At 26.5% G+C, this 18,250-nt stretch carries 18 protein-coding genes; 6 read left to right on the top strand and 12 right to left on the bottom strand.

Annotated features, from left to right (window positions below; all coding sequences use genetic code 11):
- Positions 1-208: 208 nt before the first annotated feature.
- The 5 genes from CRU93_RS02455 to CRU93_RS02435 all read left to right on the top strand — a co-directional run bounded on the left by CRU93_RS02455 (position 209) and on the right by CRU93_RS02435 (position 6,813).
- Positions 209-1,066: a hypothetical protein gene (locus CRU93_RS02455; protein ID WP_129102601.1), complete on the top strand. Its 858-nt coding sequence runs from the start codon at positions 209-211 to the stop codon at positions 1,064-1,066.
- Between the two features lie 16 nt (positions 1,067-1,082).
- Positions 1,083-1,838 carry a Fis family transcriptional regulator gene (locus CRU93_RS02450; RefSeq protein WP_129102600.1) on the top strand — a complete coding sequence of 252 codons (756 nt, stop codon included), beginning with the start codon at positions 1,083-1,085 and terminating at the stop codon, positions 1,836-1,838.
- Complete coding sequence (locus tag CRU93_RS02445) at positions 1,835-4,381, top strand: HD domain-containing protein (RefSeq protein ID WP_129102599.1); 2,547 nt, start codon at positions 1,835-1,837, stop codon at positions 4,379-4,381. The genes CRU93_RS02450 and CRU93_RS02445 overlap by 4 nt, the downstream gene beginning before the upstream one ends.
- A 100-nt stretch (positions 4,382-4,481) precedes the next feature.
- Positions 4,482-5,972, top strand: coding sequence for a SulP family inorganic anion transporter (locus CRU93_RS02440; protein ID WP_129102598.1), 1,491 nt, complete (start codon positions 4,482-4,484; stop codon positions 5,970-5,972).
- A gap of 1 nt (position 5,973) precedes the next feature.
- A complete protein-coding gene (locus CRU93_RS02435; RefSeq protein ID WP_129102597.1) occupies positions 5,974-6,813 on the top strand; it encodes a universal stress protein in 840 nt (279 codons plus the stop codon).
- 16 nt (positions 6,814-6,829) lie between these two features.
- Here the strand turns inward: CRU93_RS02435 and rarD are convergent, their stop codons facing one another.
- The 11 genes from rarD to CRU93_RS02380 all read right to left on the bottom strand — a co-directional run bounded on the left by rarD (position 6,830) and on the right by CRU93_RS02380 (position 16,227).
- Positions 6,830-7,705: an EamA family transporter RarD gene (rarD, locus tag CRU93_RS02430; protein ID WP_129102596.1), complete on the bottom strand. Its 876-nt coding sequence runs from the start codon at positions 7,703-7,705 to the stop codon at positions 6,830-6,832.
- An 84-nt stretch (positions 7,706-7,789) separates the two neighbouring features.
- Positions 7,790-9,193, bottom strand: coding sequence for a PepSY domain-containing protein (locus tag CRU93_RS02425; protein ID WP_129102595.1), 1,404 nt, complete (start codon positions 9,191-9,193; stop codon positions 7,790-7,792).
- A gap of 92 nt (positions 9,194-9,285) precedes the next feature.
- The gene (locus tag CRU93_RS02420) at positions 9,286-9,516 is read right to left on the bottom strand and encodes a thioredoxin family protein (protein WP_129102594.1); all 231 of its coding nucleotides are present in this window, start codon (positions 9,514-9,516) and stop codon (positions 9,286-9,288) included.
- Positions 9,517-9,525: 9 nt separating this feature from the next.
- Entirely contained in the window at positions 9,526-10,485 is a 960-nt protein-coding gene (locus CRU93_RS02415) for a permease (protein ID WP_129102593.1), read from the bottom strand.
- Positions 10,478-10,882, bottom strand: a complete 405-nt coding sequence (locus CRU93_RS02410) for an arsenate reductase ArsC (protein WP_129102592.1) — start codon at positions 10,880-10,882, stop codon at positions 10,478-10,480. Before CRU93_RS02410 ends, CRU93_RS02415 begins: the two co-directional genes overlap by 8 nt.
- Before the next feature lie 13 nt (positions 10,883-10,895).
- On the bottom strand, positions 10,896-12,149 hold the full coding sequence (locus CRU93_RS02405; protein ID WP_129102591.1) for an arsenic transporter: 1,254 nt from the start codon (positions 12,147-12,149) through the stop codon (positions 10,896-10,898).
- A 57-nt stretch (positions 12,150-12,206) separates the two neighbouring features.
- Complete coding sequence (locus tag CRU93_RS02400) at positions 12,207-12,560, bottom strand: gamma-glutamylcyclotransferase (RefSeq protein ID WP_129102590.1); 354 nt, start codon at positions 12,558-12,560, stop codon at positions 12,207-12,209.
- A complete protein-coding gene (locus CRU93_RS02395) occupies positions 12,560-12,877 on the bottom strand; it encodes a metalloregulator ArsR/SmtB family transcription factor (protein ID WP_129102589.1) in 318 nt (105 codons plus the stop codon). Before CRU93_RS02395 ends, CRU93_RS02400 begins: the two co-directional genes overlap by 1 nt.
- Positions 12,878-12,966: 89 nt before the next feature.
- A complete protein-coding gene (locus CRU93_RS02390; RefSeq protein WP_164967605.1) occupies positions 12,967-15,054 on the bottom strand; it encodes a TonB-dependent siderophore receptor in 2,088 nt (695 codons plus the stop codon).
- 116 nt (positions 15,055-15,170) lie between these two features.
- Positions 15,171-15,884 carry an LrgB family protein gene (locus CRU93_RS02385; protein ID WP_129102587.1) on the bottom strand — a complete coding sequence of 238 codons (714 nt, stop codon included), beginning with the start codon at positions 15,882-15,884 and terminating at the stop codon, positions 15,171-15,173.
- Positions 15,874-16,227: a CidA/LrgA family protein gene (locus CRU93_RS02380; RefSeq protein ID WP_129102586.1), complete on the bottom strand. Its 354-nt coding sequence runs from the start codon at positions 16,225-16,227 to the stop codon at positions 15,874-15,876. Before CRU93_RS02380 ends, CRU93_RS02385 begins: the two co-directional genes overlap by 11 nt.
- A gap of 109 nt (positions 16,228-16,336) precedes the next feature.
- On the opposite strand from CRU93_RS02380, the gene CRU93_RS02375 reads away from it, so the two are divergent.
- Positions 16,337-16,945, top strand: coding sequence for a transcriptional regulator (locus tag CRU93_RS02375; protein WP_129102585.1), 609 nt, complete (start codon positions 16,337-16,339; stop codon positions 16,943-16,945).
- A gap of 9 nt (positions 16,946-16,954) precedes the next feature.
- On the opposite strand, the gene CRU93_RS02370 is transcribed toward CRU93_RS02375, so the two are convergent.
- The gene (locus CRU93_RS02370; RefSeq protein ID WP_129102584.1) at positions 16,955-18,175 is read right to left on the bottom strand and encodes a dicarboxylate/amino acid:cation symporter; all 1,221 of its coding nucleotides are present in this window, start codon (positions 18,173-18,175) and stop codon (positions 16,955-16,957) included.
- Positions 18,176-18,250: the final 75 nt, after the last annotated feature.

Genomic DNA, 18,250 nt, shown 5'->3' with positions numbered 1-18,250 from the left:
TTTTATGCTGTCAGTATAAAATATTTACCAAAGTTTGTAAACACTACATCTGTTTATTTTTTATACATTTAAAAAATATTCTTTTTTTACAATATATCCCTATTTTTTGTTACTTTTCTTAGTTTATATACAAATGTTTATTTTTTATACAATTTTTTATTGCTCTGAATTCTTATTTTGCTATAATTGTTAGAATTAAGGAGTTTGTATGAGAGAGTTTTTGGATCTTTATGAAGAAAATAAAGAAAAAATAGAATACTATTTACAAGAAAGTTTAAAGAATATAGGGAAATTATCACCCCATAAAAATTACAATTTTATACAATTGTTTAATTTATTTCCATCTTTAGAATTAGTATATCTTGTAAATAAAGACTCAAAAATACAAACCTCAGCAGATATTTATAAACATAATACAGATGATAAAGGCAAGGATAAAGATAGATCTCATTTACTTTCAAAACTTGAATTAAAAAATAATCATGTTGCAATATCAAAACCTTATATTAGTAGTGCAACAAGAAACAACTGTATAACTGTATCAATTCAAGAAGATGACAATATTATATTTTTAGACTTTAGACTTGATGTTTTATTAGAAAAGTTAAATTTGATTGAACTTCATAAACCTTTTCATAGTATAACAAAAGCCTTTTATTTATTTGTTGGTTTTACAATGATTACATTAGCAACAATTACTATTTTATTTTCATTATATGATTTTGGAGTATATCTATTTAAGAATCAAGATATAAAACTTGAACTAATGTTTAAACCAATTATTGCATTAACATTGGGAATTGCAATATTTGATTTGGCAAAAACAATCTTAGAACAAGAAGTATTTTTTAAATCATATGCTAAAAATTCAATAGTTGAAACAAAAATGATTACTAAATTTTTAATTACTATTATTATTGCTTTATCAATTGAAGCTTTAATAGTTGTTTTTAAAATAGCAATTGCAGATTATGATAAAATGGTTAACGCTTTATATTTAATCGCTGGAGTATCATTAATATTAGTTGCTTTGTCAATTTTTATATATTTTACAAAAAAGAAATAATAATAAAGGAGAATAGATGGAAGAATTTATTGCAGTATCACCTAACTCAAAAGAGATTTTAAACTCTGCAAAACTTTTGCAATCAGTTAATATACATGCTCTTATTTATGGAGAAATAGGAGTTGGAAAAAAAACATTAGCAAAATATATTGTACCTGAAGCTAGGATTTTTACTCCACATGAACTTCAAAGAGATATAACAGATGGAGTTTTAACGTTAAATAAAGAATCTATTATTATAGATAAAGTTGAACAAGTTACAAATATTGATCTTCTTATTTCTTGGATTGAACAGAACCAAATAAGAGTAATTGCTACAACTGAAGCACAATCTTTAAACAATAAATTAAGTGATATTTTTTCCATTACATTAAGTATTCCTCCTTTATCTCAAAGAGAAGATGATTTAAAACTAATAACTCAAAAATTTTCAAATGAAGCAAGTAAAGTTCTAAGAAGTGAAAAAATTGTTCCTTCAAAGCTTATGCTAAATACTAGTAAAAATGCCCATAGTTTAAGAAAATCTATCTATTTTTCATATTTATTTGAAACAATTGGAGAAGATGAAATTCTTATGTTTTTAGAAAACTATATGTTAACTAACCTAGAGGGTGAAAATTCATATAAAGACTTTTTATATCTATTTGAAGTCCCATTATTAAAAGCTGCAAAGAAAAAATATAAATCCCAGGTTCAAATGGCAAAACATTTAGGTCTAAATAGAATCACATTAAGAAAAAAACTTGACATAAATAAAGACTTATTAACATGATAAATACATTAAATGAAGTTAATCTACAAGTAGAAGAACTTATATCAAATAATGCAAGCAATTTTGAAATTTCTAAAGTTTTTAGAAATCATATTAAAGAGTATAAAAAATCAATTGATGTAATCTTAGATACAACAGGTGGAAAAGATTTTTTTGTAAAAAATACAAAACACATTGATAAATTTCTTATCTCTTTATACAAATACATTTTAAGAAAATATTTTGGTTCATACCAACCTATGAGTACTTCAATACCTATTACTCTTGTAGCTCTTGGAAGTTATGGAAGAGAACAACTTTGTATATACTCTGATATTGATTTGATGATTCTATATGAAGATATTAAAGGGTACAACCTAAAAGAGATGATGGAAGAATTTATCACATTAGCTTGGGATTGTGGATTAAAACTTGGATCAAGAGTTCATGAGATTAAAAATATAGAAGAAGCTGTAAAAGAAGATATTACAATTAAAACTGCAATTATTGAATCAAGAGTAATTTATGGATCTAAATACCTTTGGTATGCATATGAAAATGCATTAAATAGTATAAGAAGAACAGATATAAAAGAGTTTGTATCTGAAAAACTAGAAGAACATAAACAAAGATTATTGAAAAACCCACTAAAAATGGAACCAGATATAAAAGATGGATATGGTGGATTAAGAGAATCAAATATGATTTTTTGGATGTCATATATTCTTTATGGAGCAAAAAGTACAAAAGAGTTAATAGGGAAAATAATAAATGAAGAAGAGCATAAAAGATATAGAAGTTCCCTTGAATATATTTTTCAAATTAGAAATGCTTTACATAATATCTCAAGAAAAAAGCTTGATAAAGTAAATCTTGATATTTTGCCTGATTTAAGTACAAAACTTGGTTTTGTAAATACTCCTAGATATACAAAAGAGAGACAATGTATGGCTAAACTATTAGGTTCTCTTCATACAATACACTTCTTTTCAACCCTTATTGTTAAAAGATTTACAAGTTTTTTACTAGAGAATAAAACAGAAATAAAAGTAATAAAACAATCAAGATTAAAAAAAGATGTTTATCTTCATAAAGGTAAAATCTATACATCATTTAATAGAAAACCTATAGCTTTAAATAATTTATTAAAAGAGTTAATCTCTCTTCCTAAAGAAGTTAACTCTTTTGATATATCTTATGTATATTTTGCTAGTAAATCAAAAATTCCAAAAAAACAAAGTAAAGAATTAAAGAAAAATATTAAAGCTATTTTATTAAAAGAACATCTTTACCCTATTATTAAGCTTTTATATAATGCAAGTCTTTTTAAAACTATTCTTCCAATTACAAAAAAGATGATAAATCAACCGCAATTTGATGGGTATCACCAACACCCAGTTGATATTCACTCTTTAAAAACATTAAAAAAAGTTGAAAATATTCAGGATAATTACGTAAAAGAGATTTATGAGTCATTAAATACAAATGAAAAATCAATTGTAAAACTTGCTGCATTGTTACATGATGTAGGAAAAGGAAGAACAGCAGATCACCATGTAGCAGGTGAAAAATTATTCAAAAATTTTGCAACATCATTACAATTAGATGAATATCAAATTCAAACTGCTGCTCATCTAATAAGATACCACAATATGATGAGTGCTTATTCTAAAAATGAAGATATTTATTCAGAAAGAATTATTCTTGCATTTACAGGATTAGTAAAAACAAAACAGATTTTAAAAATGTTATATGTTGTTACATATGCTGATATCTCTTCAGTTGGAGAAAATATCTATAATAGTTCTGTTTCATCTTTATTAAAAGAGTTATATTTGCAATCTCTTCCTGCATTTGAAAATCATGATTTAGTAAAAGAAAGTTCTAGAAGAATTGCTAAAATCAATACAATAAAAAATCTAAAAAGATATAAAGAATTACCATATATTACGAAGAAAAAAATCTCTTATATTTCATCAAATCAAATATTCTTAAGATTAAAAGCTGATGATATTTTGGATATTGCAATAAAAGCAAAAGATGTAAATAATTATATTTATAAAATAATGAATGAAGAGAGACTTGTATTACGAATTATTAGAAAAGCTCCATTAAATTTGGGATTTCTACTTGGAAATTTGGAATTTTTAAATATATTAAGTATGGATATTTATAAATTATATGATGAGAAAAAAGCCTTTGAAATTACCTTTACTGAAAAAGTTGAAGATGAAGACCTATCACATATAAAATATATAATTGAAAATTCATTTGATATGAGTAAAAAACAAAAAGTTAAAAAACCCATTATCAAAAAGAATCAAATGATTGCAAACTGTAATCATAGTCCATATTTAGCATCACTTCAGATACGAGCAAAAGATCAAAAAGGTTTATTTGCTTATGTTGCTAAAATTTTTGATGATTTTAATATAGAAATAGAAAGTGCAAAACTTGCAACAACAAAAGGCTTTACAAGAGACTTAATATTAATAGAAAAAACCGGTGAATTTTGTGGTAAGCAAGAAGAAATTATTAACTTAATTTGCCAAGAGGAAGATTAGTAAATTTTCTTCTTCTGCTTACCATAATAATTATAAAATCAATTTTTAGATAAAATATCGACCTTCAAATAAGCAAAAAATCAAAAACATAAGGAATTATATGTATCAAACCATAAAAAAAGATTGGTTTTCTAATATTAGAGCTGATTTACTATCAGGAATCGTTGTTGCGCTAGCTTTGATTCCTGAAGCAATTGCATTCTCAATTATTGCAGGAGTTGATCCAAAAGTTGGACTTTATGCTTCTTTTTGTATTGCAGTAGTTATCTCTTTTGTTGGTGGTAGACCAGGAATGATAAGTGCAGCTACTGGATCAATGGCATTAGTAATGGTAGATTTAGTAAAAGATCATGGTTTACAATATTTACTTGCAGCCACACTTTTAACAGGTCTTATACAAATTATTTTATCTTACATTGGTATTCATAAATTGATGAGTTTTGTAGCAAGAGCAGTTGTTATTGGATTTGTAAATGCTTTAGCTATTCTAATCTTTATGGCACAACTTCCAGAATTAACAAATGTAACTTGGCATGTATATGCATTAACAATTGCTGGTTTAGGAATTATATATCTATTCCCTTATATTCCTGTAGTTGGTAAAATATTACCTTCACCATTAGTAACAATTGTTGTATTAACTATAATTGTATATATTATGGGAATTGATGTAAGAACAGTAGGAGATATGGGACAGCTTCCTGATACTCTACCAATATTTCTAATTCCTGATATTCCATTAGATTTACAAACATTAAAAATCATTTTTCCATACTCTATTGCTTTAGCAATTGTTGGCCTATTGGAATCTTTTATGACAGCAACAATTGTTGATGAATTAACAGATACAAAAGGTAATAAAAAAACAGAAGCAAGAGGTCAAGGTATAGCAAATATTGCAACTGGATTCTTAGGGGGTATGGCAGGTTGTGCAATGATAGGACAATCAATTATTAATATTAAATCAGGTGGTAGAGGACGATTATCTACTTTTATTGCTGGGTTTGTATTACTTATTATGGTTGTATTCTTAAGTGATATAATTTCACAAATTCCTATGGCAGCATTAGTTTCTGTAATGATTATGGTTTCAATTGGTACATTTGATTGGGCTTCAATAAAAGGCTTAAAACAACTTCCATTATCTACAAATATTGTTATGCTTACAACTGTTTGTGTTACTGTTTATACAGATAACCTAGCACAAGGTGTAATATCTGGAGTTCTATTGGCATCTTTATTCTTTGCTAATAAAATCTCACACTTTATGTATTGGGAAACTTCATATGATGAAAAACAAGAAGTTAAAACATACAAATTTGTAGGACAAGTATTTTTCAATAGTTCTGATAAGTTTTATGAAGCATTTGATTTTAAAGAAGTATTAGATAAAGTTATTATAGATTTATCTAAAGCACACTTTTGGGATGTTTCAGCAGTTGATGCTTTAGATAAAGCAGTAATTAAATTTAGAAGAGAAGGTTGTGATGTGCAAATCGTTGGTAAAAATGAAGCAAACAAAACAATCATCGATAGATTTGGAATTGCTGATAAACCAGAAGAGATAGATAAAATAATGGGAGGCCACTAAAATGAGCTATGTTTTATGTTGCGTTGATGGTAGAAATTTTTCATATGACACTTGTGATTATGCAATATTAATTGCAAATAATATGAATCTTCCTTTAAAATTTTTAAATGTTGTAGAAAGAACATATAGCGTTACAAATGTTGATTTATCTGGAAGTATTGCTCTTGGAGAAAGAGAAGATATGCTAGAAGAGTTAGCCCAAAAAGAAGAAAAAGAGTGTAAAAGAATAAAAAAAGAGGGTAAAGAATTACTTAATGAATTAAAACAAAGAGCAATTAAAACTTGTAAAAATGAAGTTTCAATCTCACAAATACATGGAGAGATTGTAGAAAACATTGCAGAATATGAAAATGAAATTGAAGCATTAGTAATTGGGATTACAAGTCATGCAGAACATGAAATTGGAGATAATGTAAAAGGAATTATTAGAGCTGTACATAAACCAGTTTTACTAGTAAATAGTGAATATATTGAACCTCAAAAAATGCTAATTGCATATAATGGTTCAGCAGAATCAAAAAAACTTTTAGATCAAACAGCAAATAATCCTTTATTTAAACAAATAAAAAGAGAAATTGTAAATATTACAACAAATGAAATAGAAGGGTTAAAGCTATTAAATGAAGCAAAAGAGATTTACTCTAAGAAAAATTATGAGGTAACTACTAATATTTTAAATGGTGAGAATGAAGATTTATTAGTTAATTACTTTAATGAAAATGATTATGATATCTTAACTATGGGTGCATTTGGTCATTCAAGAATTAAAGAGTTTATATTTGGTAGTTTTACATCAAAAGTTATTACAAAAATGAGAAAACCTATTTTACTTTTTAGATAAAGAATAAAGAAGAAGACTATTTTCTTCTTCTTTTAACAGCATCAAATGAAAATATCACTAATGCTATCCAAATTATAAAAAATATGATTAATTTATTTATATTCACATTTTCATCATAAATAAAAATTGCAACTAAAAATGCAACAGTTGGACCAATATATTGTAAAAATCCCAAAGTAGTAAGATCCATTCTAATTGCAGCACTATTAAACCAAAGTAGTGGCAACACTGTAACTAATCCACTTAAACTTAACATTGATAGATTATAAAAGCTCAATGTATTAAATACACTTGTGCCATTATTATATATAAAATATAAATATATTAGTGCAATAGGAAGAATAATAATTGTTTCTATAAAAAGTCCTGGTATTGAAGCAATTTGTACTTTTTTTCTAACCATTCCATAAAAACCAAAAGAGAATGCTAAAGATAGTGCAATTATGGGAATATTTCCAATTGTTATAAGTTGATAAATCATTGCAACAAAGGCTAATAATATAGCAATTTTCTGTGTTTTATTAATGTTTTCTTTAAATATAAAAAATCCTAAAGCAACACTAACTAAAGGAGTAATAAAATATCCTAAACTTGCTTCTACAATCTTATCAACAGATATTGCATAAATAAAAGTAAACCAATTCAAAGAAATAAGTAAAGATGCAATAATCAAATATTTCATTTTTGATAAACTTTTTAGTATTGGTTTAATTGTATTAAACTGTTTACTAACTGTAAGTAAAAATAGTAGTACAATTACAGAAAAGACAACTCGTGCAGCCAAAATCTCAAAAGGAGGAACCATCATTACTTGTTTGTAATAAATAGGCACTAGTCCCCAGAAGAAAAAAGCACATAAAGCATATATAAATCCCAATTTTTGTTCATTCAATATTTAATCCTTGATTTTGCTAAAAGATTATATATTGAGTAAACTTAATTACTATTTTACTTTTAGTAAGTAACATACTTTTAACTATATAAAGAACCTTTTTAGTCTAGGTACTTTTGATAATAAAACTAAATCTAAAAATAAAATTATTATTAAAGTAATACCTACTAAAGGGAATAATAAAGATAAAAACAACATAATTAACATTGCATTCTGCCAATGAGGAAGTTTTTTAGGCATAGGTGGAGCACTCAATCTAAAACCTGCATTTGGTGGTCTTCTTTTCCACCACATTACAAGTCCAGTAATACTTAAGGCTATTACAGATAAACAGATAAAAGTATTTATCAAAAGGTTCCAAATAGTTACCAATCCCATATGTATAGGAATTGATACAGCCATAACTTTCCCTGCAAGAGAATAATCATCAAAAGTAACTTTTGCTAAAACTTTTCCTGTGTATTTATCAACATGAACTGTTTTATCAGCAAAAGGATTTTTTGCATCACTATTCATAGTATCTTGATTAATAGTCCAAACTCCAGTTTCACCTTTAGGTAAAGAGATTCTATATCTAGATTCAAAACCTATTCTTTGTGCCAAATCATTTATACTATCAAGATTTACTCTTTGCCCTTTTAATGTTCCAGCTGTTCCCATATTTGAACCAGAAGCTGGTAACTTTGTTTCTTCTATTGCCCAAGGCATACCTTCACTAGGACCATAATTTAAAGAAGCATGAGTTTTATTTGATAAAGGAATTTTATCCCACTTTTGTGCAGGGAAAGTACTCCAAGCTTGAACTATCTTAGCACCCCAAACACCTGTCCAAGACATTCCAGATAATAAAAAAAGAAAAAAGAAAATTGAAATATATACCCCAAGTGTAATATGGAAGTTTTTGAAAAATTCTCTACCTTTTAATGAAAAATCAAATTTTAAAGTCTTTAAAAAACTCTCTTTTCTTGGCCACCAAAGATATAAACCAGTAATAATTAAAATAATACCAAAACCAGCAGCTATTTCTAAAATTCTATCTCCAGGTTTTCCTATTAATAAATCACTGTGAATATTATCTGCTAAATCATACCAACCTTGTCTTCTCTTCCAATCTTGTATAATCGTTCCAGTATATGGATTTATAGCTACTAAAGTTTGAGAACCATCTTCTAATTTAAGTCTAAATACATTTGCCCTATCTTTTTTAGGTGCTTTTATAAACTCTACAAGCTTAGAATTTTTATATGAATTTTCTGCTACAAAAGCTTGTTTTTCTAAACTTAACATTTGAGTGTTTTGAGGAATAGTAATATTTATTTTTTCCCCATCTCTTCCATCAAAAAAACTAATATACATCATCATAATACCAGTTAATGCTAATATAAGCATAAAAGGTATTACAAAAACTCCAGCGTAAAAATGCCATCTCCAAACTGCTTTATAGAAAACATTGATTTTGTTTTCCACTACTTCTTCTTTTAATTTCATATATAACCCTATTAAAAAATAACCTAAGATTTTATATAAGAAGTGTTAATTATCTATTAAATATGGCCTTTTATTCAATTAATATAAAATTATTATTTTAATAACTCTTTAAGTTCATCTACATTTAGAACTTTTCCTGTTGATTTAACTTCCCCATCTATTACTAATGCTGGAGTATTCATTACCCCATATTCCATTATTTTTACTAAATCTTCAACTTTTTCAATTTGTGCAAATATATTGTTTTGAGCAACTGCAGTTTTTACATTTTCAAAAAGTGCTTTACATTTTGAGCACCCTGTACCTAAAATTTCAATTTTCATTTTATTCTCCTATAAAATAGTATTAAATATATATCCAATTATCATAATTCCTGTTCCTATTATTGCAAAAAAAGTAACAATAAGTTTAGTATGCAATAATCTTTTTAAAATCATTGCCTCAGGCAAAGATAATGCTGTTACAGCCATCATAAAAGATAAAGCACTACCTAATAACATTCCTTTTGAAGTCAATACTTCAACTAAAGGCATAACTCCTGCTGCACTTGCATACATAGGTATTCCTAAAATAACAGATAAAGGAACTGTATACCAAGCATCTCCTCCTGTATATTTAACAATGAAATCTGTTGGAATATATCCATGAATAAATGCTCCAACACCAACACCAATAATCACATATAAATATATTTTTTTAAATATATCCATAGTATATACCCAAGCATCTTTTATTCTTGTTTTATTATCCAAATCAATTGTGGGATTTTCGCAATTTCCTTCTATTGGTTGTACATCAAGTAATATATATTTTTCCATTTTTAACTTACCAATTACATATCCACCAATTATTGAAACAAGTAACCCAAAACCAATATATATAGCAGCAATTTTCCAACCGAATAATGAAAATAACATTGCAATTGCTATTTCATTATTTAAAGGGGCTGATATCAAAAAAGAAAAAGTAACGCCTAAGGGTATTCTAGCTTGTAAAAATCCTAAAAAAAGGGGAATAGCACTACAACTACAAAAAGGAGTAATTATTCCAAATATACTTGCAAGAATATTTCCTGTAAATTCAGATTTACCTTGTAAATATGCTCTAACTTTTTCTACATTAAACCATGTTCTTAAATAAGATACTATAAATATTATTCCAATTAATAAAATAAATATTTTTATTGTATCAAATATAAAAAAATGCAATACTTGGGTTAAATGTGCAGTTTTATCTAGGTTAAATAATTCGTAAATAAGATAATCTACAAGTTTTTCCCAATAACTAAACATTTAAAACTTCTTTTATTTTTGGCAAAAGTTTTTTTTCAATTTCATCATAAGTTTTTTCAAAAGCTTCATACCCTTTTCCATCAGGATCTTCAAATCCAACATGAATCTTTTTAATAGGTTTAGGAAACATAGGACATGTTTCATTTGCATGGTCACAAACTGTAACAACTAAATCATAATTATTTTTTATCACACTATCTAATGTTTTACTATGATATGAACTTCTCCAAATACCTTTACTTTCTAATAATTTCTTTGCATTTGCATTTACTTTTCTACTTGCTTTTACACCACTAGAATCTGCATCAATTCCCTCAAGCTTAGCATTTATCAAAGCTTCGGCAATAATGCTTCTACATGAATTTCCCGTACATAAAATTAAAACTTTTTTATTCATAACTTTTTCCTTATTACAATAGACTTAACAATACAATAAATAACACAGGAGGTGTTACTAATAAACCAAATTTTGTATATTGCCAAAAACTGATATTTACACCTTTTTTACTTAATACATGCAGCCATAATAGCGTAGCTAGGCTACCAAAAGGAGTCATTTTAGGGCCTAAATTGCACCCTATAATATTAGAATATGCTAAAACATCATGAGGAACATTTTTTAAAGCTATATCCATAATCATAACAGTTGGCATATTATTCATAATAGCACTTAAAAAAGCAGATATAAATCCTGTAGATATAATTGCTACAAAATCCCCCTTATTAGATAATTGAATTAATACTGATGATAAATAATCAGTAAGTCCAGCATTTTTTAATCCATAAACTACAATATAAAGACCAATACTAAACCATACAACTTGCCAAGGTGCAGTTTTTATTGTAAGCCATGCTTTTGCATTTTTTGTATAACTTGCAATAAAAAGGAAAATCAATCCTCCACTAAGAGCAAATAAACTAACTGGTAAATCAAAATAATCACCAACAAAATATCCAACTAAAAGTAATGCTAAGAAAAACCAAGAAAATATAAACAAAGGTTTACTTTTTAAAACCTCATCAGGTTCTTTTAATAAAGATATATCTATCCTTTTAGGGATATCTTTCCCAAGTATTAACCACAAAATAAATATAGAAACAACTGTACTTACAATGTAAGGTAATATCATATTTGATAAATACTCTAAAAATCCTATATTAAAATAGTTTGCAGTTACAATATTTGTTAAATTTGAAAATACAAAAGGTAAAGATGCACTATCACTTATAAACCCACCTGCAAGTAAAAAAGCCAATATAGTTTTTGCATTTAGTTTTAATACTTTCATTTTTGCTAAAATAATTGGAGTTAAAATAAGTGCAGCTCCATCATTTGCAAACAGTGCAGAAACAAAAGAACCAAGAAGTAGTGAATATATAAACATTCTATTTCCACTACCTTTTGATAGTTTTGCCATTTTAATAGCACACCATTCAAAAAAGCCAATTTCATCTAAAACCATTGATAAAATTATGATTCCGATAAATGCCAAAGTTGCATCCCAAACAATTTTTGTTACATCAAATACATCCGAAATATCTACAACTCCCATAATCAATGCAACAATAGCTCCAATTATTGCAGTTGTACCTATTTGTAAACCTTTTGGTTGCCAAATTACAAATACTAAGGTAATTATAAATATTGAACTTGCTAAAATCATTTTATTCCTTAAATATATATATCAAGATATATTGATATATTAAATAAAAAAAAAGAGTTAATACTCTTGTTTTTCTTCAATTTCATCTTTTAACACATATATATATGTATCTACTTCTAACTCATCATATCTTTCAACAGTTACTTCTTGTCTTACAAATTCACTACCTTCAAACTCATCTAAATAATCCCAATTATTAATTAAATTATTTGAATAAAATAAAAATCCATGAATTGTGTCTTCTTTTGCTTCTAATCTTATTCCAGGGTATCCCATACTTGCACTCCATCCTGCATCAATTAGTTTTCCCTTAACAGTTGCAGGCACAAATTTTCCTACAATATTTTCTAGTACAAAACCATTTGGACAATTTGGCATAAGTGTTCCATATACAAAAAGTGTTTCTGTCATTAAATATCATCCTTTTTACAATTTTTTTGAAAAATCGGTAAATCTACATCTAAAAACATTATCTCTTTTATACATGATAATCTAAATTCATCAAGTGGTTTTCTTATACTATAGTAAGCCCATCTTCCTTGCCTATCAACTCTTAAAAATCCTGCTTCTTTTAATATTTTCAGATGTCTTGATAGCCTTGATTGTATCATTTCAAATGAGTTTTCCAAATCACATACACAACAAGAACCATGAATATTAATAAATTTTAATATTTTTACTCTTGTTTCATCATTTAAAGAAGATACTGTTTTTAAAAATATATCCATAATCTCTCTTTTATATTTTATGGAAGTATAACACAATTTTATACATATATCAATATATCTTGATATATGTATATTAAAATTTTTAAATTTTAAAATTTTCGTTTTATATTAAAAGTTACTTTTCTTGGTTCACCTGAATATATTCTATAATCATTTGTTCCAGATTCATAATATTTTTTATCTGTAATATTTTCTATATTTAATGCAAGTTCCCAATCTTTTAATGAATAATGAACTCCCATATCATATCTAGTATAAGAAGGTAGTTCTACCCTAGTTTTTTTTGAAGAACTAGTATATGTTTCATCTCTATATATAACCCCTGCTGTAACTCCTAATGTTCCATCATATATCTTTTTAGGAATATTATATCTTGTAAATAAAAAAGCAGTTGATTTTGGACTATTTTTAGGAGTGTTGCCCATATCTTTACCACTCACATAATCCGTTTCATTATATGCAACTCCTGTTTTAAATTGCCAATTTGAAGTTGGAAGCCATTGCATTTCTGCTTCAAAACCTTTACTTTCAACTTCTCCTTTTAACTCATAATATCCACTAGGATTACTCTCTGCAACATTCTTTTTATCTATTTTATAAAAAGAAAGAATTGTATTTAATTTTTCAGTAATATTAATCTTTGTTCCAATTTCAAACTGTTCTGATTTTTCTGAATCTAAATAATTCCCTGTTTTGTCCAATCTTTCTGCAGAATTTGGATCATAACTTTGTGCATAACTTCCATAAATTGAGAATATATCATTAATATTATAAACTGCACCTATTGAACCCACATAATCTGTCGATAATTTAACCATATTATCAACACATTTACCCCTTAAACACTCAAAATCAATCTTAGTTCTATCTGCTCTTAAAGATCCCACTAAAGTTAATTTATCTGTTACATCAATTTTATCTTGAACATAAATACCTGCACTATAATATTTTGTTTCTCTTCTATTTCCTTTTTTATCAATTGCTTCTCCACCTAATTTTGGATTATAAATATTTAGATCTGGAGTTACAATTCCACCATAAACCTTTCTTACATAATCAGTTCTTTTATATGCACCTGATAAACCAAATAACATATTATGTTTCATATTTAAAAATTTTGTATTATATTTTAAATTTGTATCAAAACTATGCCAATCCCTTTCATTATATTGATGTCTATTTCTTCTTGTTAATGTAGTATCTTCTATATTTACATTATTATTAACTTTTCTATTTTCATACAATTTTCTATCGTCTTCATGAAAAACACTTCTCCATGCAAATTTATACGAAAGATCACTATTAATATAATGATCTAAATTAATATCAAATGCTGTTCCTTTATCATTGTCATAATCATTTTTTTCTTGATATACTGTATCTAATGATGCTACGTCATTAATATTATGATTTGCAGCAGCCAAACCATTATCTGCACTTCCTTTTTCAGTACCATATTCCATTGCAACTAATAAAGAAGTATCATCATCAATATTCCATAAAATACTTGGATAAACATATAGATTTTTAAAATCAACATCTTTTCTATATGAATCTATTTTTTCCCCAACCACAATAAACCTATAAAATAAATTATCTGTTATTGGTCCTGTTGAATCAAATGTAGTTGTTACTCCATTATCATCACCAAATTTTGAACTATTACTCATGTAAGTTTGAAAAGAAGTATCTATAGAAAAACTTTGTTTAGATTGAGGTAATTTTGTTTGAATATTCACTAATCCACTTGGTTGCATTGCCCCATACAGTACGGATGCAGGACCTTTTACAACTTCAATTCTCTCAACATTTGCAGTTGAAGGTGAACCCATTCTACTAATTAATCCAGGCATTCCATTTACTTGAATATTTTGTAAATTAGTTTGAAAACCTCTAATCATAATAGCATCAGCATTTTTACCAACTTTTGTTACTCCTGTTGTGTAATCATAAGTATCTTCTATTCTTTGAGCTTGTAAATCATCTATTAAGGTTCCTTTAGTTACAGATACAGAATAAGGAGTCTCTTTATCACTGAATTCGCCTTTCATACTACTTGAAGAATACTCTTCAAAGTAAGATTTTTGTGCTCCTATTACTAAAACACTATCTAATTCTTGGGCCAAAAGTACATTATTTAATAAAAATAAAAATGCAAACATATACCTCTTTTTCATTATTTTCCCTTGTGTAAATTTTAAAGTGCAGAAGTATATGTAAAAAAAAGTTAATAGTTTCTTAATAAAGATTATCATTATTAAGAAACTATTTATAATAAATTATATTTATTTATTTATTTAAAAAAAGAAATCATAATAGGAAGAAATATTGCAGTAAAAATACCACTTAATCCCATTGCTAAAGCTGAAAATGCAGCTGCTTTTTCCCCTATTTCTATTGCTCTTGCTGTTCCAATTCCATGGGATATTAAACCAAGAGCAAAGCCTTTAGAAGTTTCATGTTTGATTTTTACTATTTTAAAAATAATTGTTCCTAATAAAGCTCCTATTATTCCAGTAATAATAACAAAACCAACTGCTAATGATGGGATTGCTCCTATTTGTTTAGATGTTATAATTGCAATTGGTGCAGTAATAGATTTTGTTGTCATTGATAAAATTGTTTGTAAATTTGCATCTAAACTCCATAATAATCCAACTGCAATAACTATTGAAAAAACCCCTGCAACTACCAAAGTTATAACAATGGGAAGAAACAAAGACTTTATATATTTTAAATTATTAAATAAAGGTAATGCCAATGCAACTGTTGCAGGGCCTAAAAAGAAGTGAATTATTTTAACTGAATCAAAATACTCTTTATATGAAGTACCTGTAATTAAAATAGCACTCATAATTATTATGTATGCAATTATTATTGGTTGTAATAAAGTATTTTTATTAGTTTTTTCATAAATAATAATTCCAATTTTAAATGATGCCATTGTTAATATAAGCCATGTCAAAGGTGTTGAAGTTACATAGTTTTCTAATGCATCAAAGTTCATTTTTAGCCTTTCTATCTGTTAAATAATCCATTAATTTTGCACTAAAAATTAGTGCAACAATAGTACCTACTAATAAAGAAATAAGTATAGCCCAAAACTCTTTTTGTAAAATATCTGCTTGTGTTATTATTCCCATTGCAGCAGGAATAAATAACATTGGTAAATATCTTAAATGAATAAAAACCGCATTATCTAAACTTTTAAAACTGCTTTTTCTTATCATTAAAAATATTAACAACAAAATCATTCCTATAACAGGTCCTGGAACAAGTAAAGAAAAAAGTTTTGATATACACTCTCCAATAAATTGAAAAACAAGTAAGACAATAATTCCTTTTAACATTTCATATCCTTAAAAAAAATAAAATTATAGAGTTTTATAGACTTTTTGTCAACTTATTATTTTTTATAGACTTTTTGTATTTTAAGCTTTAATTATTGTAAGATTCATTATGAATAAAAAATTAATACCACATATAACAGTTTGTGATGCAATTACAAAACTTTTTTATCCTAATGTCGAAGTTGTTTTACATGATGTGAAACAAGAAAAATTAGTACATATTTCAAATGCCTTTTCAAAAAGAGAAATAGGTGATAAAATGATAAATGATGTTAAAGACTTTAAATCACTAACAACTGATATTGTAGGACCATATGAAAAAGTTAATTTTGATGGTAAAAGATTAAAAACCGTATCTTCAATTATTAGAGATGAGAATAATGAAATAATAGGAATTATGTGTATTAACTTTAATATACAAACATTTGAAAATATTTTCGATTCTTTAAAATCATTTTTAAATATTGAAGATAAAAATGAATCCCCTAATCTATTATTTTCACAGGATTGGAAAAGCCATACAAATAAATTAATAAAAGAATTTTTAGAAACAAAAAATAGAAAAATAGAAGAACTTAAAATAAAAGAAAAAAAAGAGTTAATACTATTTTTAAATGATAAAGGTATTTTTTCAATTAGAAATGTTGTTGCATACTTATGTGAGATATTAAATATATCAAGAGCAACAATATATAAATGGTTAAAACAAGAGAATTAACTCTCTTGTTTAACTATTATAAATTTTTTCATCTAACTCATTTTCACTTTTTGCAACAAAAACTGTAACCATTGCATCTCCAGTTACATTTACAGTAGTTCTTGCCATATCTAATATTCTATCAATTCCCGCAATAATTGCAACACCTTCTAAAGGTAAATTAACAGAAGTTAATACTAAAGTAAGCATAATCAATCCAGCACCAGGAACTCCAGCTGTTCCTATTGAAGCTAATGTTGAAGTTAAAACTATTGTTAACATATTAGAAAATGTCAAATCAACACCAAATGCTTGTGCAACAAACATTGCACATACTCCTTGATAGATTGCAGTTCCATCCATATTAATTGTTGCACCTAAAGGTAAAACAAAACTTGAAATTGATTTTGAAGTTCCTAAATTATTTACAACATTAGATGTTGTAACAGGAAGAGTTCCTGAACTACTTGTAGTCGTAAAGGCAATCATCTGTGCAGGAATAATTCCTTTGAAAAATTTAAGAATGCTCAATTTTGAAATAAATTTAATTGCTAATCCATATGTAAAAACCATATGTAAAATTGAAGCTATGTAAACACATAAAATCACTTTTAACAAACTATATAAAACATCCATTCCATATGAGGCACTAACCCAAGCCATCAAACCAAAAATACCAATAGGTGCGAAAGATATTACAATATCTGTCATTTTAAACATTACTTCTGAAAATGAATTAAAGAAATCTTTTACAGGTTTTGATTTATCTTTTGCAAGATTTATTGATAATCCTAAAATAATTGCAAAAAAGATAATTTGTAAAATATTACCTTGCGCTAAACTACTAATTGGATTAGTTGTAATTATATTTAATAATGTATCTATTAATGATGGTGCTGCTTTTGCAACAACAGCTTCTTTATTTACTAAAGATACTCCTACACCTGGTTCAAAGAAAAATCCAAAAGCTAACCCAATTGTTATTGCAACTGCTGTTGTTGATAAATATATAAAAAAAGTTTTTAAACCAACTCTTTTCATTTTTGAGAAATCATCCATAGATGTAATACCACTTACAAGTGTCACAAAAATAAGTGGAACAATTAACATCTTAATTAGATTTAAAAATAGTGTTCCTAAAGGTTTTAGGTAAATTGCAAGATCTTTAAAAACAAGTCCTGTAATTAACCCAAGAACTAATCCTAAAAATATTTTCTGCCATAAAGGCACTTTTTTATATAAAGCCCACATTCTCACTCCTTAAAATTTAGCTAATCTTCTATTCTAGAAAAATAAAATGAAATAAAATGGACTTTTTTATAAAAA

Source organism: Arcobacter sp. CECT 8985 (assembly GCF_004116495.1).
In the GTDB taxonomy this organism is placed as follows: domain Bacteria; phylum Campylobacterota; class Campylobacteria; order Campylobacterales; family Arcobacteraceae; genus Malaciobacter.
This window is presented reverse-complemented; position numbering and strand designations above follow the sequence as displayed.

Coding starts and splice junctions, on each gene's coding strand:
- CRU93_RS02440 (WP_129102598.1), top strand. CDS start 4,482: ATGTATCAAACCATAAAAAAAGATTGGTTTTCTAATATTAGAGCTGAT.
- CRU93_RS02420 (WP_129102594.1), bottom strand. CDS start 9,516: ATGAAAATTGAAATTTTAGGTACAGGGTGCTCAAAATGTAAAGCACTT.
- CRU93_RS02385 (WP_129102587.1), bottom strand. CDS start 15,884: ATGAACTTTGATGCATTAGAAAACTATGTAACTTCAACACCTTTGACA.
- CRU93_RS02375 (WP_129102585.1), top strand. CDS start 16,337: ATGAATAAAAAATTAATACCACATATAACAGTTTGTGATGCAATTACA.
- CRU93_RS02455 (WP_129102601.1), top strand. CDS start 209: ATGAGAGAGTTTTTGGATCTTTATGAAGAAAATAAAGAAAAAATAGAA.
- CRU93_RS02380 (WP_129102586.1), bottom strand. CDS start 16,227: ATGTTAAAAGGAATTATTGTCTTACTTGTTTTTCAATTTATTGGAGAG.
- CRU93_RS02415 (WP_129102593.1), bottom strand. CDS start 10,485: ATGTTTAGTTATTGGGAAAAACTTGTAGATTATCTTATTTACGAATTA.
- CRU93_RS02410 (WP_129102592.1), bottom strand. CDS start 10,882: ATGAATAAAAAAGTTTTAATTTTATGTACGGGAAATTCATGTAGAAGC.
- CRU93_RS02445 (WP_129102599.1), top strand. CDS start 1,835: ATGATAAATACATTAAATGAAGTTAATCTACAAGTAGAAGAACTTATA.
- CRU93_RS02405 (WP_129102591.1), bottom strand. CDS start 12,149: ATGATTTTAGCAAGTTCAATATTTATAATTACCTTAGTATTTGTAATT.
- CRU93_RS02395 (WP_129102589.1), bottom strand. CDS start 12,877: ATGGATATATTTTTAAAAACAGTATCTTCTTTAAATGATGAAACAAGA.
- CRU93_RS02450 (WP_129102600.1), top strand. CDS start 1,083: ATGGAAGAATTTATTGCAGTATCACCTAACTCAAAAGAGATTTTAAAC.
- CRU93_RS02435 (WP_129102597.1), top strand. CDS start 5,974: ATGAGCTATGTTTTATGTTGCGTTGATGGTAGAAATTTTTCATATGAC.
- CRU93_RS02390 (WP_164967605.1), bottom strand. CDS start 15,054: ATGAAAAAGAGGTATATGTTTGCATTTTTATTTTTATTAAATAATGTA.
- CRU93_RS02400 (WP_129102590.1), bottom strand. CDS start 12,560: ATGACAGAAACACTTTTTGTATATGGAACACTTATGCCAAATTGTCCA.
- CRU93_RS02370 (WP_129102584.1), bottom strand. CDS start 18,175: ATGTGGGCTTTATATAAAAAAGTGCCTTTATGGCAGAAAATATTTTTA.
- CRU93_RS02425 (WP_129102595.1), bottom strand. CDS start 9,193: ATGAAATTAAAAGAAGAAGTAGTGGAAAACAAAATCAATGTTTTCTAT.